This window comes from Corynebacterium sp. AOP40-9SA-29 (assembly GCF_052377405.1).
Classification (GTDB): Bacteria; Actinomycetota; Actinomycetes; order Mycobacteriales; family Mycobacteriaceae; genus Corynebacterium.
In genome coordinates this window covers 97,809-120,895 of record NZ_JBQSWR010000005.1, presented here as the reverse complement: position 1 = coordinate 120,895, position 23,087 = coordinate 97,809, and the positions used below count along the sequence as shown (strand labels likewise).

Below are 23,087 nucleotides of genomic sequence, written 5' to 3'. Positions count from 1 at the left end.
CGGGCACACTCTGAGTCAAAAATCGGTAAACGGGTACGAGAGTGTGGCACTCTGTGCTTATGGCCGTAGAAATTCCCCCCGAGGTGTACCCACCGTCCCCACCACGGGGGCGGCCGCGGGTGCAGGAGGTCGCCGACGAGATCGTCGCCGGAGTTCTGGCGACAGCCGGACCACGTGTGGGTGGGCGTGACTACTCCACGCGACGGATCGCGTTGATGACGGGTCTGAGTCAGCCGGTCGTGAGCCGGGCGATGCGCCGGATCCGGGCGGGGGCGGACGATCCGGATGCCGTCACGCTGCCCACCCAGGGGGAGTTGTGGATGACGGGTTTCCGCGTGGAGTACCCGCGGGTCGTCCTGCACTTCGAGGCGTACGACGGTGCCTCCGGCGATGAATTACCAGATGAGGCGACTGTTCGTAGCGGGGAGCGGCAGGCTGCCGACCGGCGGGCCACCGCGGTGATGGCGGCATTGCGGGTAGCCGGTGTGTCCGGCTGGCCGCAGAGCCAGGCGTCCTTCGACGGCGGTGACGACGGGCCGCCGCCGGGGGTCGTCCGGGTGATGTGGGAACCGGGCGGACAGAGCTGGGACGGCTTCCTGGGTCAGTTGTCGGCGGTGCTCGACGCCTGTGTGCCGACCGTCGACGCCGTCCCCGGAGATCTGCTGGCACAGGTGTCCGTTGCGGTGGGTCACGGGTTGCACGGGTTGCAGTGGGAACGCCCTGAGGTGGGTGGGGCGGAGAGCCGCAGAACGAGAAATGACGGGGTTTTTGACTCGGACCACCTATCCCTGGCGGAGTATCCACCCCCGTCCAACGCCCAGTCGGGGGCGACGCCGAGACGGCTGCAGAACGAGATCTCGGTGACCGAGCAGATCGCCATCGCGTTGCGCAAGGAGATCATGAACGCCGGCTTCCGTCCCGGCGACCGGGTGACCAGCACCAGGCTGGCGAATCACATGGAGATTCCGGTGTCGGCGGTGCGCTCGGCGATGCGCCGATTGGTCGATGACGGTCTACTCACGGCCACGGGCGGCACGTTCGCCCTGCCCTTGGTCACCGGCAGCGACATCATTGACCTGTATGCAGCGCGGCTGCAGGTGGGGGCGGTGATCCTGCGGGCGTGCTCGGGACGCTCGCGCAAGCAGATGCTGGCACCGCAGTTGGCGTTGCGGGCGGTGGAGGCGGCAGCCGAGCACGGGACGGCCGCCGACGTGGACCAGGCTGATCTGCACTTCCAGCAGACTTTGGCCGATGCCAGCGGGTTGCCGCAGTCGTCGCGAGTGTTCCATGCGTTGACGCTGCGGCTGCGCATGTTCATCTCCGTGCTGCAGTTGGACTACGCCCCGGCGGTGCAGCGCATTGTGGGCGACGACCGCTACATCCTCAACGCCCTGTTGGCAGGCAAGGCGGACGGCGCGGTGCGCGTGTGGCGGGCAAAGCTCGACAACGCGGTGCGCCACATGGTGCATGTCTCTCCGACGACGTTCGACCCAGACCTGTGGGAGCGGTTGGTCGGGGAGGCGTAGGTGTCATTTCCACGTCCTCCTCGGTAGCGCCGCTCGGCCCATGTCATCCCATGTCATCTGAGCTGATCCTCATGCAGGATGACGGGAGGTCCGGTCAGCTACTGCGCTTCGCAGCGAGAGCCTCGAGCAGCTTCTCTTCGGAGTCCTCGCCGCCGGCGATGCCCGAGGGCAGGCGCAGGGCGAAGAAGATGCCGAACACCCACCACAGCCCGAAGAGGATCCACGGGCCGAGGCTCAGGAACGCGGGGAGTCCGGGAAGGTAGAGGGCCAGCATCGCTGCGGTGGCGAGGACCGCGAGGACGCCGATGATCTTGCCGGTGACGGGACGTCGGCCGACCATGAAGGGGCGCTCCATCGAGGGCTCGCGCTTGCGCAGGATCAGGAAGACAACTGCGACCATCAGGTACGTGATCACGATGCTGGGGCCACCGGCGTCGACGGCCCAATCGAGCATCGCCAGGCCGAAGAAGGGTGCCAGTCCGGTGACGGTGCCCAAGAAGAGCAGGGCGTTGACCGGGGTGCCGGTGTTCTCGTTCATCCGGCCGAACCACGAGGGGATCATTCCTGACCTGGACATCGCCCAAAGCAGTCGGGATGCGCCCACCATGAAGGCGTTCCACGTGGTGATCACTCCAGCGAGTCCGCCGGCGATGACGAGCTTGCCCCACAGGTCATTGCCCAGCATGTAGGCCAGGGCGTCTCCCGTTGCTAGGTCGAAGGACTCGATGGCAGAGGTCGGGGCGGCGAGCGATGTGGTCGAGACGATGATGATGTAGAACAGGGTCGCCGCCACAACGGAAATGACGATCAGTTTTCCCAGCTGACGTGGCGGGACATTCGACTCCTCGGCCGACTGCGGGATGACGTCGAAACCGACGAAGAGGAACGGGACGACGACGAGCACCGCGACCATTCCTGACGTCCCGTTGTTGAAGAAGGGTTCAACGTTCTCGACCTTGCCGTTGAAAATCGAGGAGATCAGTAGGACCACGCCGACGACGACGAGGAAAAGGATGATGGATGTCTGGAAGAGGCTCGACCCCTTCATTCCGCGGATGTTCATCCAGGTGAGGATGACGGCGGTCGCGGTTCCGATCAGTGCCCAGGTGAGGTACACGGGTTCGCCGCCGATGGAGTACATCGGAATCTGGGCGAGGTCGGGGAAGAGATACGTCGCCGCACGGGGGACAGCCACGGACTGGAACATCGAGACGGTGACGTACCCGCCGATGATGCCCCACGAGCCCAGCAGTGCAAGCCTGGGGCCCATACCGCGCATCAGGTAGTTGTGCTCGCCGCCTGCGAAGGGCATGGCGGACGCGAGCTCTGCGTACACGAGTCCGACGAGGACCATGATCCCGCCGCCGATGAGGAAGGCGATGATGGCGCCGCCTGCGCCGGCGTCCTCGATCCACCCGCCGGTGAGCACGATCCAGCCGAACCCGATCATGGATCCGAAGCCGAGGCAGAAGATCCCCAGGGTGCCTAGCGACCTCTTGAAATGTCGGTCAGTGGAGGTCGTCGTCGCTTCCATGTGCACCCTTTTCTTGGTTGTGACAATTATTAATGGGGCGAACTGTAGTCGGGCCTAACCTTCGGTCGCGAATTTCGTGAGGGCGAGATTAGAATGTGAAATCGAGGAAGGCATTCATTGGCAGGTCAAGGCGGGTGACCGGCTCGAGTTACTCTCCGACAGCTAGTGGGTCGGGGGTGCTTGCCAACTGTGTGACCGGCTGTAGCAGCCAATGTTGCAGCGCATACGTCGTCCTTGCACCTTTGGACGACGAAACCCCTCCGGTGCTGCTCGGAGGGGTTTTATTCTGTGGAGCCGATGACGGGAATCGAACCCGCGTATTCAGCTTGGGAAGCTGATGTTCTACCATTGAACTACATCGGCGATCGCACCTGAGGTCAGCACGGTGGCTGTCTCATGCACTGCGGACGACTTTAACACAGCCCAGCGGCGGGGTGGCACAACGGGGTGCTTGCTGGTCGGCTAGGGTAAGTGACGTGCTTCTTTCCGACCGAGACATCCGCGCAGCCCTCGGTTCAGGTGACCTCGCCCTGGACCCGTTCGATCCGTCCCTGATCCAGCCGTCGAGCATCGACGTACGTCTCGACCGCTACTTCCGGGTGTTCAACAACTCCCGGTACACCCACATCGACCCGCGCCTCCCGCAGGAGGACCTCACCACCCTGGTCGAGGTCGGTGACGGCTCCGGGGAGGACGGCGTGCCCGTCAACGACGGTGGTGTGGAGTCTGAAGCCTTCATCCTGCACCCCGGCGAGTTCGTCCTCGGCTCCACGCTGGAGTTCGTCACCGTGCCGGACAACCTGGCTGCCCGCCTTGAGGGGAAGTCGTCCCTGGGGCGTTTGGGTCTGCTGACTCACTCGACCGCGGGCTTCGTTGACCCGGGCTTCAACGGCCACATCACACTGGAACTGTCGAACACGGCCAACTTGCCGATCGCCCTGTACCCCGGCATGAAGATTGGGCAGCTCGCACTGTTCAACCTCTCCAGCCCCGCGGAGTCCCCTTATGGTTCGGGGCCCCTGGGCTCGAAGTACCAGGGGCAGCGCGGCCCCACGCCGTCGAAGGCGTACCTGAACTTCCGGAAGTAGTCGCCGGCGTTCTCCGCACACACCTCGCCCCCGGAAGCATTGCTGCTGCCGGGGGCTAAGTGCTGACGTTTCAAGAGGAGAATGCTCAGCTGCCGTATACGGGTCCTTTCGCCGGGAGGCGTCGGTCAAGTGATGACGTTTCACTGCGTAGGCTCCGGTGACCACCGTGACTGTGGTGTCTCAGCGACCTCCGGAGGCGCTGATATTCAATTTACGAACTCAATATTAAAAGATCATGGCAACGCGGTGCGGTGTCGCTGGGGGGTCACTGCCGTGTGTGTAGGACGTCGTCCGGGCGGAACCCGGCCTCGGTCGCCAGTACGGCGAGCTGCACGCGGGAGGACGCGCCGAACCGGCCCAGTAGCTGCGAGACCTGCTTCTTCACCATGCTGGACGACCGGCCGGTTTTCCGGCTGATCTCCGCATTGGACATGCCGATGCACAGCAGGGCTAGCACGCGCTCCTCCGAGGCGGGCAGGTGCGGCAGTGTCGGGGCACCCGGGTACCGGGGCGGCTCGGCTGCAGGTGGCGCGTGGTTGGCGGCCTGGATCGCCGAGCTGTCCGGAGAATCCTGGGACAGGTGCCGGACCAGGTTCGACGCCGGCTGTGGACTGACCACAGTTCCGCCACCGACGGTGGCGAGCACCGTATCGATGATGAACTCGGGGCGCGAGCTCTTCAGGATGTACCCCCGTCCACCCTGGGCGAGGACGGAGAGCATCGTCTCCTCCTCGTCCAGTGCGGTCATCGCCACGAAGACCGGGGGGTCAGGCATTTCCTGGATACGTCCCAGGAGTTCCACGCCGTCCATGCCGGGCATGTGGATGTCGGCGAGGACGACGTCGACCGGGGTCTCCGGGGTGCAGGCGTCGAGGATCTCGAGCGCGCCTTGGCTTGTGGACGCCTCGCCGACGACCTCGATCTGCTCGCCGGCAGGCGAACCGAAGTAGAGGCGCAGCGACGAGAGCACGAGAGGATCGTCGTCCACGATCAGTAGGCGGACAGAGCTTGATTGCATGTCAGACAGATTGCTGGTGATATTTCTCAGCGTCCGCGGCACCACGGGTGGAACGGGTGGTACTTGCAGTTGAAGATGTCGGCGATGGCCCGCTTGGTGTCGACGGACGAGGAACCGGTCAGACTCGAGGCCACACCCGAGGTGGTCGAGGCTTCAGGTGTCGAGGCATCGGCTGAGGCCACGCCGGAAAGCAGTCCGGCTGAAATGACCACAGTCCCAGTGGCCAGTGCGAGTCGGCGGCCCAGTGGTGTCGAACGGGACATAGGTGCTCCTTGGATCGAGGTGAGGGGTGTTTATCAAGATTTGGTAACAACTATAGGCAGTCGGAGGGTCGTACGCCAGAAGTACGTTTTCCCTCCCCCCGCTCCGGGTAGCTCGGGGGCTTCAACAGTGCTATCACCGGTGCGCCCGCGGTGAAGCCGGGCGGTTAACGTACCCCCGGCCTTTGTCGCTCGGGCTCGCATGGACCCCAGCCCCATACCCCCGGACGTCAACTCATCCGGCGGGGTGGGGCGGGGCGTGGGGTTCGTCATGCTGATCTCCACCACGTCGTGATCCACCGTGCACTCCAGGTGGATCGTCGCGTGAGGTGAAGAATGCTTCGCCGCGTTGGACGTCATCTCCGTGAGGACCTTGATGACGGTGTCGCGGTCAGCCCACGCGGTGGCATTGGCCTTGGTTGAGTCCGCCGGTGCAGGGTCGTTCAGCACCGCGGCGATGCCTGGTGGCAGTTCAACCCTCGCGCGGAGCTGCAGTGAGTGAGCTTCAAGCTCCTGCTCCATTCGCGAAATAGCGACGTCCAGGGGTGGGCTCGCGGTGCGGGTGCGGAAGGACACGCGGTTCGGCTTCTCATTGAGCAACTGCAGCATCGTGCGGAGGTTGGCCAATGCTTCCCGTGAGGACTCGGAGATGTTCTCCAGGCTCTGCCGGTGGTTGTGCTCCTCACCGGGTGGCAACAGGGTGAGTGCCTGGGACTGCATCACCACACTGGTGAGGGATGTGGCCACGGAATCGTGCAGTTCACGGGCCAGTTCCAGGCGCTGTTCGCGCTCCTGTTCGGCGAGTGATACCCGCATGTCCTTCTGCTGGCGTTGGTGCCGGTCCCGTGTGTATCCGAGGAGGAGAGCGGCGGCGAGCATGATGCCAACCACGGTGAGCGACACGACGTCGGTCATGAGGGCACGGGCCACCGGGTCGACGGCTGCGAGGACCCAGTGGGCGAACGCCAGGGAACCTGCGAGCAGGATCTGGCCACTGGCGGCGAGGATCTCCACGATCAACATCGTGAAGAAGATCGAGTACATCGGGATGAGGTCGACGATCACGAAAGATGACAGGACCATCAGCAAGGACAGTATGGAGACTGCTGCCGGGAACTTCGCGGTGCCGGCGATGAGTGCCAATGTAATCGCCGCGTAGATGGCGGTGCCCATGGAAACCTGTTGAGAGGTTTCCATGAACTCGAACGCGGTCAATGCGACGGCGAGTACGGTCTCGGCCACGCCGAGCTGTGTGATCCGGCTGGCCCGCAGGATGCGGAGCAGCCGGTTGGGGCGGTGAGGCGCCCGGAAAGGAGAGTTCACGTCCGGTGCGTCCTACTGTCGGTAGGAGGCCAGGAAGTTGCCCAGTCGCTCGATCGCCTCGGCAAGATCCTGCTTCCACGGCAGGGTGACCACCCGGAAGTGGTCCGGGGAGGGCCAGTTCATGCCCGTGCCCTGCACCATCTGGATCTTCTCCGAGCGCAGTAGGTCGAACATGAACTGCTCGTCGTCGTGGATCTCGTGGACCTCGGGATCGATCTTCGGGAAGGCGTACAGCGCGCCCATCGGCTTGACCACGCTGATGCCGGGGATCTCGTTGAGCTTGGTGTAGGCGGTGTTGCGCTGCTCCAGCAGGCGGCCGCCGGGCAGTACCAGGTCGTCGATGGACTGGCGTCCGGACAGGGCGACCTGGATACCGTACTGAGCGGGCACGTTGGCGCACAGGCGGGTGGACGCCAGCAGCGTGAGCCCCTCGATGAAGCCCTTGGCGTGTTCCTTCGGTCCGGTGATCACCGCCCAACCGGCACGGTAACCGGCGACACGGTAGGCCTTCGACAGGCCGTTGAAGGTGATGCACAGCAGGTCGGGGGCCAGCGACGCGGTGTTCACGTGCACGGCGTCGTCGTAGAGAATCTTGTCGTAGATCTCGTCAGAGAGCAGCAGCAGAGAATGCTCGCGGGCGATGTTGACGATCTTCTGCACGACCTCACGGCTGTACACCGCGCCGGTGGGGTTGTTCGGGTTGATGATCACGATCGCCTTCGTGCGCTCGGTGATCTTCGACTCGATGTCCTCGATCGAGGGGGCCCAGTCATCCTCCTCGTCGCAGAGGTAGTGCACCGGCTTGCCGCCGGACAGGGTCGTCGCCGCAGTCCACAGGGGGTAGTCCGGTGCGGGGATGAGCACCTCGTCGCCGTCGTTGAGCAGCGCCTGGGTGGTCATCGTGATCAGCTCGGAGACACCGTTGCCGATGAAGACGTCGTCGATGTCGAAGCCGGGGAACCCCGGCACGACCTCGTAGCGTGAGACCACGGCGCGACGTGCCGAGGGGATGCCCTTGGACTGCGAGTAGCCCTGGGCGAACGGCAGGGCGGCGATCATGTCCTGGACGATGGTGTCCGGGGCGTCGAAGCCGAAGGCTGCCGGGTTACCGGTGTTGAGCTTGAGGATCCGGTGCCCGTCGGCCTCCATCCGCTCGGCCTCGGAGTTCACCGGGCCACGGATTTCGTACAGGACGTTCTGGAGCTTCGTCGACTGGTCGAGCGGACGGAGTTGACCGGATCCGCCGAGCCCCTGCGCGTTGTTCTCTTCAGTGCTCATTTCAGTAATTGTGCCAGTCCGGCTGTCGCCGTGACAGCCGACTACCGGAACTGGGGTGCGGATCCGGCCGAATCCGTCCGAAGAGCTCGGTGGGAACCGGTGTCGCACTACTGGGTGTCGTCGTCCCCGGTTTCGCCGCTATCGGTGCCGTTGTCGGTGCCATTGTCGGTACCGTCGCCGGTCCCGGTGCCGCCGCCGTTGTTATTGCCGTTGTTGTTGCCGCCGGTACCCGTTCCGTCCTCGGTCCCGGAGTTGTTTCCCGAGTTGTTCCCGTTGCCGTTCCCGTTGTTGCCGTTGTTTCCGCTATTGCCGTTGTTCCCGCTGCCGGAGTTATCCGATGGGGACGACGGTGCCTCGGAGGACGGCGACGCCGGCGAGGACTCCTCGGACTCCTCCGGGGAGGGCGCGTAGTACTCTTCGGGCTCCTCATACTCGGGTTCGTAGTAGGTCGAACCGGAGCTGTTATTCGGCTGCGCTGTGGGGATCGGGTTGCTGGAGTCCCAGGCTTCGCGGGTGGGGTAGTTCGGCTCCACGCTGCTGTAGGGGGACTGACGCTCCTGGTCGCTGCCGGAGTTCATCAGGGCCACGGCGGTCGCCGCACCGCAGACGGACAGAACTCCACCGATCACAAGAATCCAGCCCCAGGTGGGGAAGCGTCCGATCCAGGAGCGTGAGGACTTCTTGCCGGACGTGTCCCCGCCAGACGTGCCACTGCCGGACGCCGCGGCGCTGCTGCCGGAAGCGGCTGCTTCTCCGGTGCCCGTCGGTGCGTCCGACGCGGCCGGTGTCCCGGCCGACGCGCTGGCGGTCCCCGCGGTACCCGCAGCGCCTGCCGCCCCCGCAGCGCCGGCGACACCGGCGAGGGGGAGGGCGCTGGTAGCGGAGTCCGCGTCGGCGTCTCCAGGAGCGTCCCCGGAAGCGTCTCCAGCCGTGTTCCCTTCGGCGGAGCGCTTGAGTTCGTAGCCGGAGATCTTCTCGTCATCCACCACGGGGATGATGCCGGTGACCTCGGGATCATTGGTGGATCCCAGGGGAACCCCGGAAGCGCCAGCGTCCCCGGCGGATTCGCCAGACTCGGCATCCTCACCGTCGTCGGGCACCTCGGCGGACTCGGCGTCGATGACCTCGGTGTTCTCGTCGGAGTCGTCGCGAGCGCCGGAGTCATCGACCTCAGCGGCGAAACCATCGGAGCCGTCGGAACCGTCGGCGCCGGTGGAACTGTCGGAACCATTGGAACCGGCGGCATCGCCGCCCATGGTGAACTCGGTGTCCTCGAACGCGTCGGTGTCGCGCGGGAGGTCGTCACCATGGTGGCGGTGGGGGTCTGAGGGGTTGCTCATCTGGTCTCTTCGTCTCGTCACACGGTTCTGCGACGTGCCGAGTGGCACCGGCGCGGGGAACGGTCGCGTCCATTCTAGCCCCCGTTGACCGTCTCACTAACCCACGGCGGCGTCGGCCGTGTCGCCGGCACCGCTCAGGGGGCCAGCCAGGACAGGATCTCGGCGCGTGCGGTCCGCCCCTCCGGCACGGCCAGCAGCGGGTAGTTGTGCAGTGCACCGTCCACGACGGTGGCCTCGCAGCCGGTGCGCTGCACCAGCAGCGCCGCATCCGCGTGCAGGACGTCGCGGGTACCGCTCCACACACGCACCGGGGGTAGCGTCCCCAGGAGGGTGTCGGACGCCGCGAGCGGGCTGACCAGCGGCGCGTCCACGCCGGCGCGGCGTCCCCACGCCTCACCGGCGACGCGCAGCGCGTCCGGGTGCAGCAGGGGGTCGGCGTCGACGAGGTCGTCGGTGCCGGGGCTGTGGCAGGTGGCGTCCAGCCAGGGGCTGATCAGTGCGATCCGGTCGATCGCACTAGCCCTGTTTCCTCGGTCCAGCAGCCAGCCGAGTGCGAGCCCGGCGCCGGCGGAATCCGCAGCGATGGTGACGCGCAGGCCTGAGGTGTCGGCCTCGGCGATGGCACGGTCGACGACGAGGTCGAGCAGACGTGCGGCGGCGGTGGCGTCAAACTCCGGAGTGAGGCCGTAGTCCGGGACGACGACTTTCATCCCGGTGCCGGCGATCTCGCTGATCAGCGACCAGTGCCGTGTGCTCAGTCCGTTCACGTAGCCGCCGCCGTGCACGTAGATGCAGATGTCCAGCGGGGTGTCGCGCGGGGCATCGGTGGCGGGTACCAGGGAGTAGGTGTCGAAGTCCCCGTCATCGGTGGTCAGCGTGTCCAGGACGACATGGTTGACCTGGTAGAACTCGTGCGGTGGCGGGGTGGAGGACCGTGGTTGCGACATGAGTTCGCGGACCTTCGCCGGGGAGCGCCAGGACGTGCCCCCAGCCAGGCCGGAGAGACCGGAGAGTCCAGGGAGTCCGGGGGCGGCGGCGAGGAGGCGCATCTGCAGGCTCATGGAGGTCGATCCTAGGGCAGCGGGGGTGACCCCCAAAACAGGCCCGCGAAAAAAAGTTGAGTGGATCGGGAACAACTTTGTCCTGCGGTGAGTTGTACAGGATGTCAGACATTGAGTCGCAAGCACTCAACTCGGGTTGACACCTCGGAACGGCAGGTGCAGACTTGAGCGCGGCTCACTTAACAAGCTCAAGAACAGCAGGAGGAAGTCACCATGGGACGTGCAGTCGGAATCGACCTGGGAACCACGAACTCGGTCGTCAGTGTGCTCGAGGGTGGCGAGGCTACGGTCATCGCCAACTCCGAGGGCTCCCGGACCACCCCGTCCATCGTCGCCTTCGCCAAGAACGGCGAGGTGCTCGTTGGGCAGTCCGCGAAGAACCAGGCGGTCACCAACGTCGACCGCACCATCCGCTCCGTCAAGCGCCACATCGGCGATGACAGCTGGACCACCGAACAGATCGACGACAAGAAGTACACCGCACAGGAGATCTCCGCGCGTACGCTCCAGAAGCTCAAGAGGGACGCCGAGTCCTACTTGGGTGAGGACGTCACCGACGCCGTCATCACCGTGCCCGCTTACTTCAACGACGCACAGCGTCAGGCCACGAAGGACGCCGGCCAGATCGCCGGCATGAACGTCCTGCGTATCGTCAACGAGCCCACCGCGGCCGCACTGGCCTACGGCCTGGAGAAGGGCGACGCCGAGCAGACCATCCTGGTCTTCGACCTCGGTGGCGGTACCTTCGACGTCTCCCTGCTGGAGATCGGCGACGGTGTTGTCGAGGTGCGCGCCACCTCCGGCGACAACTCGCTCGGTGGCGACGACTGGGACCAGCGCGTTGTCGACTGGCTGGTCGAGAAGTTCAAGACCGCCAACGGCGTCGACCTGTCCAAGGACAAGATGGCCCTGCAGCGTCTGCGTGAGGCTGCCGAGAAGGCAAAGATCGAGCTGTCCAGCTCCCAGCAGGCCAGCATCAACCTGCCCTACATCACCGTCGACCAGGACAAGAACCCCCTGTTCCTCGATGAGACCCTGACCCGCACCGAGTTCCAGCGCATCACCCAGGACCTCCTGGACCGCACCAAGAAGCCCTTCGAGGCTGTGCTGCGTGACGCGGACTTCAAGCTCGCCGACATCGACCACGTCGTGCTCGTCGGTGGCTCCACCCGCATGCCCGCCGTCTCCGAGCTCGTCAAGGAGCTCACCGGCGGCAAGGAGCCCAACAAGGGCGTCAACCCGGACGAGGTCGTCGCCGTCGGCGCCGCCCTGCAGGCCGGCGTCCTGCGCGGTGAGGTGAAGGACGTGCTGCTGCTCGACGTCACCCCGCTGTCCCTCGGTATCGAGACCAAGGGTGGCGTGATGACCAAGCTCATCGAGCGCAACACCACCATCCCGACCAAGCGGTCGGAGACCTTCACCACCGCAGAGGACTCCCAGCCCTCCGTGCAGATCCAGGTCTTCCAGGGTGAGCGCGAGATGGCCCAGCAGAACAAGCTGCTCGGTTCCTTCGAGCTCGGCGGCATCGCACCCGCCCCGCGCGGCGTGCCGCAGATCGAGGTCACCTTCGACATCGACGCCAACGGCATCGTCCACGTGACCGCCAAGGACAAGGGCACCGGCAAGGAAACCTCCATCACCATCCAGGACGGCTCCGGCCTCAGCCAGGAGGAGATCGACCAGATGGTGAAGGACGCCGAGGCTCACGCCGACGAGGACAAGAAGCGTCGCGAGGAGCAGGAGGTCCGCAACTCCGCCGAGTCGATGGCCTACCAGACCCGCAAGTTCCTCTCCGACAGCGAGGACAAGGTCTCCGAGGAGACCAAGGCCAAGGTCGAGGAAGCCGCGACCGCCGTCGACGAGGCACTCAAGGGTGACGACATCGAGGCGATCAAGGACGCCGTCGAGAAGCTGTCCGCCGAGAGCCAGGAGATGGGCAAGGCCATCTACGAGGCCGAGGCCGCCAACGCCGAAGGTGCCGAGGGCGCCGAGGGTGCTCAGGCCGACGACGATGTCGTTGACGCCGAGGTCGTCGACGACGAGACCGACGGCAAGTCCGGAGATGATGCCAAGTGACCATGCCCGACAACCCCGGCGACCCCGCCGCGACCGACGAGGAATACACCGCGCCGGAAATGGCAGAGACGACCCCCGAGGAGGACGCCGTGATCGATGCTGAGTCCGTGGACGCCGACGGCGTGACCGTCGACGCCGAGACGGTGGACGCGGAGGAGGCCGCCGAAGAGGCGACCGAAGCTCTCGCCGGAGATGTCGAGGACGGAGTCGCCGACACCGCCGACGCCGACGTGGACGGCTCCGGGGAACTCTCCGATGCCGAGGCTCAGCTCGCCGAGCGCACCGCTGACCTGCAGCGCGTCAACGCAGAGTACGCGAATTACCGTCGCCGTACCGAGCGTGACCGCGTGGGCGTCGGCGAGGCCGCGAAGGCGGAGGTGGCGTCCTCGCTGCTCCCGATCCGGGATGACCTGGATCTCGCCGAGCAGCACGGTGACCTCACCGGCCCGCTGAAGGCCGTGGCTGACAAGCTCGACTCCGTGCTCGGTGGCCTGAAGGTTGAGACCTTCGGTGCCGAGGGCGATGAGTTCGACCCGTCGATGCACGAAGCCGTGCAGGACACCTCCAGCGGCGACGACACCGTGGTCGGTACCGTCCTGCGCAGGGGCTACCGCCTCGGCGACCGCGTTCTGCGCACCGCCATGGTGGTCATCGCCGACCGGTAGGGGTTTCGTAGGGGCCTTGCGCCCCACCCCTCCATCCCTTGTGGATACGATGCGCGGCCCCGCGGCACCTTCACCACATGAAGGTGTCGCGGGGCCGCGCGTTGTGCTGTGCCTGCGGGCGCTGCGGCGAGCTGCGAGGTTCAGCCAGCAACCGAGGAGCGCAGGAAGTATCGCGAGTGCGAACGCTCGAGAGCTTCCCGGCTTGCAGCGCCGATGGCTACATACTCCATGTCGGAGTCGGAGGCGGCGCGCTCCCGGTCGAGACGTAGGCGCTGGTCCGTCGCCTGCCTGAGCGTGGCGAACTCGGATACCCGCACGTCACCGCTTAGACGTTGGTACTCAATCAGAAAGCCAGGCATGCTCAATCCTCCTTCCAGACGATGATCTGGGATTGTGCTGCTTCCAGCGTAGTACGTAGGTCGAGTAAGTTTTCGACGTCCGATACCGGCCGATGTCACCTGAGTCATGCCCCAAGCTGATTTTCGGCCGTTTTTCTGCCTGGGGCATGAGTCAGATGACATGAGGGGCCGGGAACGTCGAGGCGCTCGGGCACGGCTACGTACCTGCAGGCGGTGACGGTGGTGAACGCGGAGGTGGCCCCATCGTGGCGCAGATGCAGCCGGGGGCTCAGCGGGCCCGGGTTCGACCCGTGATGCACCTCAGCTGTCGTCCCATTGGAGATGAGGAAAGCCACGTGTTTTACTGGCCCGAAAGCGGTAAACACCTGAGGTGAGCATGTTGAGTATCTGGACGCGGGTCCCGGAGTTCGTCGGCGCGGTCGGTTTCACCGCCGTTATTCTCGTCACCAGCGGTATTGCCGAAGAGGGAAGCGTCATGGAAGTGGCGGTCTGGGGTGTGGTGATTTGCCTCCTCGCCTACTTCTTCCTGTCGTTCATAAACTTGGCCGCCGAAAAACTCAGGGCAAGGATCGCGAAGCGCAAGGGGCCAGAGTCTTAGCAACGCCCCTCGGTCCACCGTTCCTGGGGAGCGGTCAGGACTCGATGCGTGACGCGAGATAAGCGTCCGGTTGGATGGTGACGACCTGCTGGCCCTCGGCATTGGTGGAGACCTCGGTGAAAGCGGTGGTCTCACCCTCGTGCCAGAGATGGAGTCGCGCGCTGAGCGGGCCCGGATTACTCCGGTGTTGGGTCAGCGCCTCCGTACTCATCACCTTGATACCGTCCAGCAGGTCCTGGCCGGTGCTGACTTCACGGACCAGCAGTAGGTGGCGGTGAGGGACGGCGACGAGGACACCGTGGGTCATGTCGAGGCCGGGAAGCCAGTGGGGGAGCAGTTCATCGAGGAACAGCGGGGCGCTGGCCAGGAAGAACGAGTCGGACTCCACCGACCAGAACCGTGCCGCGGTCTCGGCCTGGTGGATCGTCCCTTTAACGGCCCCCCGGACGAACTCCTGGATCGGCGTCGTACTGACGTGGCACTCGGTGAGGTCCTGCCAGGTATTGCGGTAGCCGACACGGTACAGGTCGCCGAGCTCCTCGGAGGTCTCCGAACCGTGGGCAGCCAGTGCGTCATCGTCGAGCACGGTCACGGCGTCGGGGCCGTCGAGGACGAGGGAGGTGCACAAATCTCCGGCGAAGTCGCGGGAGGCGTCGACGACGGGGCCGTCCAGTGCGTCGAGGATGTCGCGTGGGGCGAGCCGGACGCGCAGACGGCGCAGGAACTCGGCGTCCGTCAGTGTTGAGGCACTGGACGCGCCGGACGCACCGACCGTGCCGACCGCGCCGACCGCACCTTCCACGCCCGCGTCGTCCTGCTCGGTGACGTCGCGGACGTGCCGGCGGATGAGTTCGAGCAGTTCGGAGAGGTTGGCGTGGGCCCCGGCGTCGGCGAGCTGCAGGGAGAGAGTGTGCAGGTCGACGGTCAGTGTGGTGGTGCCGCGGGCGCGGATGCGTCCGTCGGGCAGCCAGGTGGTGGTGAAGCCTTCCTCGTGGAGCAGGCGGATCGTCTGGTCCCGGAGGAAGTCCGCGCGGTGCCGTGGCAGGTGCGGGAACATCCGGTCGGGCGCCGTGGGCGCGGTGTGCGCACCGGAGTTCCGCGGGGCGTGTCTCCTGTGGTCGCGGCGGAACATGTTCATCAACACTAACAGCGTCGATCACACGGTGCGGTAGTACTCCGCGCGGTAAGCCTGCGACTCGGCGGCGTTGGCGTGCACCTTTTCCCGACGCTGCGCGAGCACGCGCACCTGCGGGCGGGCTTCGCGCGCGCCGACGGTGGTGGCGGTCGGGTTCTCGGAGTCCTCGGGCATCGCCTCACCCATGTCCACGGTCTCGGAGAATTCACCGGTGGGTACGGTGACGGTCTTCTCGTCAAGGGCGCCGTCGACCTGGCGGCCGAGCACGCGCAGGACGAGCCGCCCGTCGGTGTCGTTGACGCCCTCGACGATCAGCGCGTCCTGCCCGTCTTGTCCGTTCTCGTCACCGCGGCGCACGGTGACCTCGCGCAGGGCGACGGACATGTCGCCGTTGACGTCCTCGGGGCCGGTGAGGTCGGCGTCGATGTCACCGGTGACGACCACGGGGGACGCGGTGACGGTGATGGTGGTGCCGTCGCGGGCGGCCTCGCGTCCCAGCACGTCGCGCACGGTTTTTAGCCCGGGGACGGTGACCTGCAGCGACGAGGCGTCCGGCGGGATCCACGCTTCGGGGTGGGGGAAGTAGCTGTCGGCGCCGTGGGCGGCGTTGTTGAGGTAGCCGTCCTGCCTGCTCCACAGGACCCAGAAGGTGGAGTCGTCACGCGAGAAGCGCAGTCCCCGCAGGTCGGGGTGGGGGGACTCGAGCCAGCCGAGGAAGGTCGCGCCGTCGAGCATCTCGGCGGCGAAGGCGAAGGCGGGGAGGGACGGTTTGGGCGAGCGGTCCACGTGCACGAGCCCGTAGTGGTACTCGGGTTCGGTGGGGTTCACGCCGTACTTGTCGTGCCAGAGGCCGTCGGTGAGCTGGAACCAGTGCACGCCGGTGACGCCCTCGGCCTTGGCGAGCATGAGCGTGAGCAGGACGGAGTCGGCGGCGGTGCGCTCGTCGTCGTACCACCAGGCGTTGGGCCGGGTGCAGGCGTAGGTCTCGGTGAGCCAGAGTTCGCTGGGTGCGTCCCCACCGTCGCCGGCACCGTGGCCGTCGAGGTAGGCGCGGGCGGTGCGCACCTGGCCGAGGAAGTTCCACTTGCCGCCGTCGTAGTCGACCACGTAGTTGCCGCGTCCGGCGTGTTCGGCGATGCCGTCGAGCAGGTCCCAGCCGTCGCGGTCGCGGATGGTGTCGAGGAACTCGGCGTCCCAACCGGCCAGGGGCATGGCCAGCAGTTTGGCGTCGGTGCCGCGGCGGTCCATCTCCGCGCGGAAGGGCTTGAGCCACTGGTCGGTGTATTCGGTGGCCAGTTCCACGGTGTCGGCGTTGGAGAGACTCCACTCGTTGAGCAGTTCGTAGTGCTCCGCCCCGGCGTCCTCCCCGCGGTCGAGGGCCTTGCCGGCCCACTCGGTGAAGGTTTCACCGCTGCTCTCATCGTCGCCGTCGCCGTCGAACTTTCCGGGGGCGCCGCCGGGCTGCGAGCCGGTGTTGATGCCGAGGTCCTCGGACTCCTCGGCGGTGAGCCAGGGGTTGCGCAGGTGGCGGATGCCCAGCCGGCGCCACATCGCCCGTTCGGCGCTGCGCGATTCCAACCCATCGGCCTGGGAACTGCCGGCGGAGGCGGTAGAGGCGAAACCGCCGAGCCCCACGATGGACTGGTCGGCGGGGCCGAAGTCGTGGCTGGGCCACACCGCGGCGGTGGTGCGGGCGAAGGAGTCGGCGCAGGTGACCTCCACCGAGCACCAGGAGCGCGGGCCGGGCAGGTCGATGTTGACCGCGGTGTCGGCGTAGGCGGCGTCCTGCGGGATGGCGACCTCGTGGCGGGAGCGGTGGATCTGTGTGCCGTCGAAGTCGTGGGCGGTGACCTCGAGCACGGTGGTGCTGCGGGCGGAGCGTCCGGCGAGACCGACGATGAACGTCCTGCGTCCGTCGTCGGTGAAGACGTTGTAGGTCGCGGAGGTGGTCACATCCACGGTGGGGTCGGGCAGGCCAGTGCCGCCGAGGACCGCGCCGGCGAGCAGGGTGCGTCCATTGTCGACGAGGCGGCGGGCGGTGCCGACGGTGGTGTCGGCGCGGAACTCGATGTGGGCGCGCCACACCCCGTCGTCGGAACCTGTATCGGCAGGTGAGGACGGTGCGGCGTGCAGCATCGAAGAGCTGCGCGACATGCTGTTGCGCGTGGTGATACACCCGTAGAGGCGTTTCGGGTCGTCGTCGCCTGTGGTGTCGGGCACGTCCCATTCCACGAAGTTGAGTTCAGTGACGCGCTCCTGGACGGGCACGCCGCCGCCGGTATCGCGGACCCATTTCGTGGCGGGGATGTGGAATTCGGAGTCCTCGCGGGCGTCGACCAGGGTGCGGTAGATCCGCCCGCCGCGCAGCAGGGCCCGCTCGGAGTCGTCGAAACCGTCACCGGGGACGGTGAACTCCCAGTCGGCGGTGACCCGCCCGCCGTCGGCGCGGTAGGTGACCGCGGCGGTGTAATCGGGGTCGGTGACCTCGAACTCCACGCGCACGGGCCCGGAGGACGGCGCCCCGTCGCCCGGGTCGTCGACGGTCGCGCCGCGGGTGCCGGTGGAGGACGACAACCGGTACCCGTCGAAGTGGACGAGCTGGCGTCCGGCGGTGGTCACCACCGTGACACGACCGGGGTGGTCGGCGTCGCCGACCTGCAGCTGCAACGGTCCGGGGTCGACGGCCGGGGGCGGGCCGGATGCCTCGTCGTCACGGTTGCGCAGCAGGGCGACGCCGCCGACGGTCGCCACCGCGCCGGCACCGAGCACGCCGCCACCGACGAGGAAGGAGCGGCGGCTGATGCCGTTCTTCTGTGTGCTCTCGGCGCTCACTATTCGGGGCCCTCGCTCTCGAGCCGGGACATCAGGTAGTCATTGGGTTCGACCTGCAGCACCTGCTCGCCGTCCTCGCTGGTGGTGACATTGGTGAAGACGCGGAACTCGCCGTCGTGCGCCAGGTGCAGGCGCGCGGTCAGCGGTCCCGGGTTCGCGGCCATCTGTCCCAGGGCGACCGAGGTCATGGTGTTGATGCCGTCGAGCAGGTCCTGGCCGGTGGTGACCTCCCGGACGAGCATGAGGTGACGGTGCGGCACGGTGACCATCACCCCGGCGGAGGCGTCCAACTCCGGCAGCCAGCGGGGTAGCAGTTCGTCGAGGAACAGTGGGGCGCTGGCCAGGAAGTAGGAGTCGGACTCCACCACGTGGAAGTGCGCGGCGGGGGACTCTTCGCGGTCCTCGGCGCGCACCTCGTTGACCTCGACGTCGGCGTCGAGCAATTCCTGCCAGGTATTGCGGTAGCCCACCTGGTAGAGGTCGGAGAGCTGTTCGCGGGTGGCGGTTCCGTGCGCGGCCAGCGAGTCGTCGTTGAGGGTCACGACCGCGTCCGGGGTGTCCAGGACCAGGGAGACCAGCAGGTCGCCGGAGAACTCGCGCGAGGAGTCGTCGACGCTGCCGGACGCGGCGTCCAGGGCGCTGCGGGATACCAACCGGACGCGGAGCTGGCGCAGGAACTCCGCCTCGCCCAGCCCGTCGACGTCGATGTCGGTGAGTACGGTGCCGAGGAAGTGGTGGATCATCTCCACGACCTGGGCAGGCGTGGCTTTCGGGGCGGCGGCTATCTGCAGGGAGAGGTTGTCGAGGCCGATGAGGCGGCGCGCCGGGGGTGTGTCCGGTTCCTTCTCTGGGTCCTTCTCTGGGCCCTTCTCCGGGTTGCTCCCCGGTTCCGTCGCGGGGGTGGCGGCGATGTAGCCGTCGGGACGCCAGGAGGTGTCGTAGCCTTCGGCGTGCAGACGGCGCATCGTCTCTTCGCGCAGCAGGTCGGCGCGGTGTCGCGGCAGGTGGGGGAACATCGCGTCCGGCGCCTCCGGGTCGACGACCCGCCGCGGAGTGGGGCGCTTCCGGCCGTCTCTGGAGAACATGAGAACTTACCCTAACAGCCGGGAATGTCTGCTGCGCGTCATGCGTTGCAGGAGATAGACCTTAGCGTGATAGGCTCAAGTTTCATGAGAGGGTTGCCGTGAGGTTCTGTGCAGCCCACGGTCCCAGTACGAGCCCACGTTAGACCCACGTTAGACCCATCAAGACCCAGGAAGAGAGGAACCAGGTGGCCCAGAAGGAGTGGATCGACAAGGACTACTACGCCGACCTCGGCGTGTCGTCCACCGCGGAGGCCGACGAGATCAAGAAGGCCTACCGCAAGCTCGCGCGCGAGAACCACCCTGATGCGCACCCAGGCGACACCGCGGCGGAGAACCGGTTCAAGACCGCCTCCGAGGCGTACTCCGTGCTCGGCGACAAGGATAAGCGCGCCGAGTACGACGAACTCAAGCAGATGGTCGCCTCCGGCGGCTACGGCGCGCCGGGCGGCGGGTACGGCACCCCGGGCGGGACGTCCGGCGGTTTCGGTGGGTTCGGCGGTAGCGCCGGCGGCACGGGCGGTTTCGACCTCGGCGACCTGTTCAACCGGGCCGGCGGGTCCGGTGGCGGTGCCGGTGGTTTCGGCGATGTCTTCGGTGACATGTTCGGAGGCGGCTCGCGCGGCGGTGCTGGCGGGGCCGGTGGCGCAGGCGGACGTACGCAGCGTCGTACCCGCGGCGCGGACGTGGAAACCGAGATCACCCTGGACTTCCGGGAGGCCACGAAGGGCGTCACCGTCCCGATCCGGCTGACCAGCCCCGCGGCGTGCACCACCTGCCACGGCTCCGGTGCCACGCCGGGGACGTCGAGCGCACGCTGCGGCACCTGCTCGGGTGCCGGAGTTGTCTCGGAGAACCGCGGCGCGTTCGGGTTCTCCCGCCCCTGCCCGGACTGCAACGGCACCGGTACTCGTATCGAGGACCCGTGTGCGGACTGCAGCGGGTCCGGCCGGGTGACCCGCACCCGCACGATCACGGTGCGCGTGCCGTCCGGTGTGGTGGATGGCCAGAAGGTCCGCCTCGCCGGGCAGGGTGAGGCCGGTGAGCGCGGGCGTCCGTCCGGTGACCTCTTCGTCACCGTGCACGTGCGCGCGGACAAACTGTTCACCCGCAACGGCGACGACCTGAAGATGACCGTGCCGGTCAGCTTCACCGAACTAGCCCTCGGCGGGGCGGTCACCGTCCCCACGCTGGACACCCGCGTGCGGGTAAAGATCCCAGCTGGGACGGCGGACGGCACCACGCTGCGCGTGCGCGGCCGCGGCGTGACCAAGCGCAATGGTGCGTCCGGCGACCTGCTGGTGACGGTGAAGGTCGCGGTGCCGAAAAATCTCGACGAGGGCGCGGCGAGTGCATTGCGTCACTACGCTGAGGAAGAGAAGCGGACCGGCTTCGACCCCCGTGCGGGCTGGTCCGGGAACTGACAGGCAGCTGGTGGTTGAAGATGAGTGACAGGAACGGAGACGTCCCGGGCGAGTCCAGGGAGGTGTTCGTGATCTCCGTCGCCGCGGAGATCACGGGCATGCACGCGCAGACGCTGCGCACCTACGACAGGCTGGGGCTGGTCTCCCCGGAGCGCACCAGTGGCGGGGGTCGGCGCTACTCGCGCGACGACATCGAACAGCTCCTGGAGATCCAGCGGCTCAGCCACGACGAGGGCGTGAATCTCGCCGGCATCAAGGCCATCATCGGCCTGCAGAACCAGGTCCGTGACCTGCGCGACGAGGTGGACGTGCTGCACGTGCGGCTCGCCGCCGCCGAGCACGACGCCGATGAGGCAGGACGCTCCGGCGGCGGGCGCCGCCGCGGCGAGATCGTCCACGTCCCGCGTTCCACCGCGGTGGTGCTGTGGGAGCAGCGCCGGCGCCGGGGTCGTGATAGTCGTGACGGACGTGACGGTCGCGGTGGTACTGGCGGCAACGGCTAACACTGAAGGCGGCGTCCTGTCAGTGGCTTGAGCTTTTAGTTCTCCGGAGAGTATTTCCGGCCTTCCATCGCTGCCCGGTCGATCTCCTCCTGGTCCTTCACGTACGGGGTTCCGTGGGTGTGGAAGGTTGGGACGGTCTTCATCCCCCAGGCCTGACCCTTGGCACGCTCGGCTTCGGACCATTCGACGATCGGCCAGTCCGGGTCGAGGATCAGGCGGGCACCGGCATTGGCGAACTCAATACGGTTCCCGCCCGGCTCCCACACGTACAGGAAGAACGTCTGGTTGATGGTGTGCTTGTACGGCCCGTACTCGATGAAGATACCGTTCTCCAGGAAGATGTCCGCAGCCTTGAGGATGTCCTCTCTTGTGTCCGGTGCGAAGGCAAGATGGTGGAAACGTCCCCGTTCACCGGTCCAGTCGTCCGAGTAGACCACGTCGTACGACTTCTGCTGGAAGCGGTACCACCACGCGCCATACCCGCCGTCGTCAAGCGCGACGCGTTCCGACTCCCGGGCCTTCATGACGTCCCGCCAGAACTCACCGGACGCGGTGACGTCCGAGGCGAGGTAGTTGATGTGGTCGAGGCGACGGGCATTGACACCGTGTCCGGGATACGCCGACGCCTGATTCTTCATCGCCGGTCGATCCTGCTCGTCCGGGGTGTAGTGCTCGGTGTCGTAGTACAAGGCCATGAGGTGACCGTCCGGATCCTCGAATTCATAGGACGGGCCGACTCCTACCTCCGGGTCCCTCCAACCGTGACCGAGACCGCTGGCCTCGATGGCCGATGACGCGGACCTAGGAATGAGCGCGCAGGTCGCCGGGAATATCGGTTCATACGCGACATTCGGCATGCTCATTGGCGCGTTGACGATCGGGATGCTGACCGACGTCATCGGACGTCGCTGGGGGATCGTCGGCTGTACCGTTCTGTTCTCCGTGTTCTCCGCGGTGTGTGCATTGGCTCCGAATGCCGTGGTGTTCGGTGTGGGGCGGACACTGGCGGGCATTGGGTTGGGCGGGCTCCTGCCGACGGCGATTTCCATGGTCTCCGAGTACTCACCAGGTGGTAGCAGAAACTTTTCGATCGGCTTGCTGATGTCGGCGCACCAGGTTGGAGGCATTCTCGCGGCGCTGCTCGGAATTTGCTTGCTGCCGGCGCTTGGCTGGAGGTCCATGTACTGGGTCGGAGTGGTCCCGCTCGTTCTCCTTGTTCCCTTGATCGTGAAGTATATGCCTGAATCTCTGGCATTCCTGCAGGCTAAGGGGCGTCACGAGGAAGCAGCACGAACGGCAGCACGACTACAGACCACGCTTCCTGAGTCGTCGGGGGGATCGGCTCCGACCTCGGAGTCCGTCGGGACGAGCCTCGCGAAGCTCTTCGCAGGCCGCAATTTCGCGACCACACTCTTCTTCTGGGGTGTCTCGTTCGGTGGTCTGCTGCTGGTCTACGGACTCAGTAACTGGCTACCCTCGCTGATGATGGCGGAGGGCTTTGCGTTGGGCTCATCCTTGTCCTTCCTCTTGGTGGTCAACCTGGGTGGTGTATTCGGAATGCTGACCGCGGGGCGGCTCTCCGACATCCTCGGGCCCGTCCGGGTGTCGATGATCTGGTTCTTCGTCACCGCGCTGATGCTCCTGCTTCTGAGCGTCCGGATGCCGGTCGTGGCAACGTACATGATCGTTTTCATCGCCGGCTTCTTCCTGTTTAGTGCGCAGACGATGGTCTATGCCGCGGTCGCCCACGTGTTCCCGACGACCATGAGAGCCACCGCGATCGGATGGACGACGGGAATCGGCAGGTTCGGGGCCGTTTTCGGCCCGTGGCTCGGTGGTCAGCTCTTCGCTGTCGGTCTGCAGAGTTGGGGGTTCAGCGTGTTCGCCGCGTTCGCGATCTCATCGATGATCTTCCTGGGGTGTGTGGCGCTGTCCACGAGAGCGAATGGAGGGAAGGCCGTGGACGTCGGTACCCGATGATTCGT

General features: G+C 66.4%; 20 protein-coding genes and 1 tRNA gene. 8 read left to right on the top strand and 13 right to left on the bottom strand.

Annotation, left to right across the window (positions count from 1 at the left end; genetic code table 11):
* The first annotated feature begins 119 nt into the window (after nt 1–119).
* Nucleotides 120–1,526 (top strand): GntR family transcriptional regulator, encoded by a 1,407-nt coding sequence (locus ACT3SZ_RS10370; protein ID WP_444618468.1) that lies wholly within the window; start codon nt 120–122, stop codon nt 1,524–1,526.
* 94 nt (nt 1,527–1,620) lie between these two features.
* Here the strand turns inward: ACT3SZ_RS10370 and ACT3SZ_RS10365 are convergent, their stop codons facing one another.
* Entirely contained in the window at nt 1,621–3,060 is a 1,440-nt protein-coding gene (locus ACT3SZ_RS10365) for an APC family permease (protein ID WP_444618467.1), read from the bottom strand.
* A gap of 289 nt (nt 3,061–3,349) precedes the next feature.
* Nucleotides 3,350–3,423 (bottom strand) — tRNA-Gly (locus ACT3SZ_RS10360).
* A 113-nt stretch (nt 3,424–3,536) separates the two neighbouring features.
* On the opposite strand from ACT3SZ_RS10360, the gene dcd reads away from it, so the two are divergent.
* The gene (gene dcd / locus ACT3SZ_RS10355; protein WP_444618466.1) at nt 3,537–4,148 is read left to right on the top strand and encodes a dCTP deaminase; all 612 of its coding nucleotides are present in this window, start codon (nt 3,537–3,539) and stop codon (nt 4,146–4,148) included.
* A gap of 265 nt (nt 4,149–4,413) precedes the next feature.
* On the opposite strand, the gene ACT3SZ_RS10350 is transcribed toward dcd, so the two are convergent.
* The 6 genes from ACT3SZ_RS10350 to ACT3SZ_RS10325 form a co-directional block, all read right to left on the bottom strand.
* Nucleotides 4,414–5,166 (bottom strand): response regulator transcription factor, encoded by a 753-nt coding sequence (locus ACT3SZ_RS10350; protein WP_444618465.1) that lies wholly within the window; start codon nt 5,164–5,166, stop codon nt 4,414–4,416.
* A 26-nt stretch (nt 5,167–5,192) separates the two neighbouring features.
* A complete protein-coding gene (locus tag ACT3SZ_RS10345) occupies nt 5,193–5,429 on the bottom strand; it encodes a hypothetical protein (RefSeq protein WP_444618464.1) in 237 nt (78 codons plus the stop codon).
* Between the two features lie 33 nt (nt 5,430–5,462).
* On the bottom strand, nt 5,463–6,749 hold the full coding sequence (locus ACT3SZ_RS10340; protein WP_444618463.1) for a sensor histidine kinase: 1,287 nt from the start codon (nt 6,747–6,749) through the stop codon (nt 5,463–5,465).
* A 12-nt stretch (nt 6,750–6,761) separates the two neighbouring features.
* A complete protein-coding gene (locus tag ACT3SZ_RS10335) occupies nt 6,762–8,027 on the bottom strand; it encodes a pyridoxal phosphate-dependent aminotransferase (protein ID WP_444618462.1) in 1,266 nt (421 codons plus the stop codon).
* 107 nt (nt 8,028–8,134) lie between these two features.
* Nucleotides 8,135–9,367, bottom strand: coding sequence for a hypothetical protein (locus tag ACT3SZ_RS10330; protein ID WP_444618461.1), 1,233 nt, complete (start codon nt 9,365–9,367; stop codon nt 8,135–8,137).
* A 134-nt stretch (nt 9,368–9,501) separates the two neighbouring features.
* A complete protein-coding gene (locus tag ACT3SZ_RS10325; protein ID WP_444618460.1) occupies nt 9,502–10,428 on the bottom strand; it encodes an alpha/beta hydrolase fold domain-containing protein in 927 nt (308 codons plus the stop codon).
* Between the two features lie 213 nt (nt 10,429–10,641).
* Between ACT3SZ_RS10325 and dnaK the strand changes: the two genes are divergently transcribed.
* On the top strand, nt 10,642–12,504 hold the full coding sequence (gene dnaK / locus ACT3SZ_RS10320) for a molecular chaperone DnaK (RefSeq protein WP_444618459.1): 1,863 nt from the start codon (nt 10,642–10,644) through the stop codon (nt 12,502–12,504).
* 2 nt (nt 12,505–12,506) lie between these two features.
* Nucleotides 12,507–13,169: a nucleotide exchange factor GrpE gene (grpE, locus tag ACT3SZ_RS10315; protein ID WP_444618458.1), complete on the top strand. Its 663-nt coding sequence runs from the start codon at nt 12,507–12,509 to the stop codon at nt 13,167–13,169.
* A gap of 140 nt (nt 13,170–13,309) precedes the next feature.
* Here the strand turns inward: grpE and ACT3SZ_RS10310 are convergent, their stop codons facing one another.
* Nucleotides 13,310–13,528 carry a hypothetical protein gene (locus ACT3SZ_RS10310; protein WP_444618457.1) on the bottom strand — a complete coding sequence of 73 codons (219 nt, stop codon included), beginning with the start codon at nt 13,526–13,528 and terminating at the stop codon, nt 13,310–13,312.
* A gap of 376 nt (nt 13,529–13,904) precedes the next feature.
* On the opposite strand from ACT3SZ_RS10310, the gene ACT3SZ_RS10305 reads away from it, so the two are divergent.
* A complete protein-coding gene (locus ACT3SZ_RS10305) occupies nt 13,905–14,126 on the top strand; it encodes a hypothetical protein (RefSeq protein ID WP_444618456.1) in 222 nt (73 codons plus the stop codon).
* Nucleotides 14,127–14,160: 34 nt separating this feature from the next.
* Here ACT3SZ_RS10305 and ACT3SZ_RS10300 read toward each other — a convergent pair whose 3' ends face one another.
* From ACT3SZ_RS10300 to ACT3SZ_RS10290, 3 genes are read right to left on the bottom strand one after another with little or no spacing between them, the layout of a single operon-like run.
* Entirely contained in the window at nt 14,161–15,258 is a 1,098-nt protein-coding gene (locus ACT3SZ_RS10300) for a hypothetical protein (protein WP_444618455.1), read from the bottom strand.
* A gap of 24 nt (nt 15,259–15,282) precedes the next feature.
* Nucleotides 15,283–18,093: a hypothetical protein gene (locus ACT3SZ_RS10295; RefSeq protein WP_444618454.1), complete on the bottom strand. Its 2,811-nt coding sequence runs from the start codon at nt 18,091–18,093 to the stop codon at nt 15,283–15,285.
* Entirely contained in the window at nt 18,093–19,178 is a 1,086-nt protein-coding gene (locus ACT3SZ_RS10290; protein WP_444618453.1) for a hypothetical protein, read from the bottom strand. The genes ACT3SZ_RS10295 and ACT3SZ_RS10290 overlap by 1 nt, the downstream gene beginning before the upstream one ends.
* A gap of 185 nt (nt 19,179–19,363) precedes the next feature.
* On the opposite strand from ACT3SZ_RS10290, the gene dnaJ reads away from it, so the two are divergent.
* Nucleotides 19,364–20,599 (top strand): molecular chaperone DnaJ, encoded by a 1,236-nt coding sequence (gene dnaJ, locus ACT3SZ_RS10285; RefSeq protein ID WP_444618452.1) that lies wholly within the window; start codon nt 19,364–19,366, stop codon nt 20,597–20,599.
* Nucleotides 20,600–20,619: 20 nt separating this feature from the next.
* Nucleotides 20,620–21,102 carry a heat shock protein transcriptional repressor HspR gene (locus tag ACT3SZ_RS10280; protein WP_444618451.1) on the top strand — a complete coding sequence of 161 codons (483 nt, stop codon included), beginning with the start codon at nt 20,620–20,622 and terminating at the stop codon, nt 21,100–21,102.
* Nucleotides 21,103–21,137: 35 nt separating this feature from the next.
* Here ACT3SZ_RS10280 and ACT3SZ_RS10275 read toward each other — a convergent pair whose 3' ends face one another.
* On the bottom strand, nt 21,138–21,797 hold the full coding sequence (locus ACT3SZ_RS10275; RefSeq protein ID WP_444618450.1) for a VOC family protein: 660 nt from the start codon (nt 21,795–21,797) through the stop codon (nt 21,138–21,140).
* 112 nt (nt 21,798–21,909) lie between these two features.
* Here ACT3SZ_RS10275 and ACT3SZ_RS10270 point away from each other — a divergent pair, with 112 nt between their 5' ends.
* On the top strand, nt 21,910–23,082 hold the full coding sequence (locus ACT3SZ_RS10270; protein ID WP_444618449.1) for an MFS transporter: 1,173 nt from the start codon (nt 21,910–21,912) through the stop codon (nt 23,080–23,082).
* Nucleotides 23,083–23,087 lie beyond the last annotated feature (5 nt).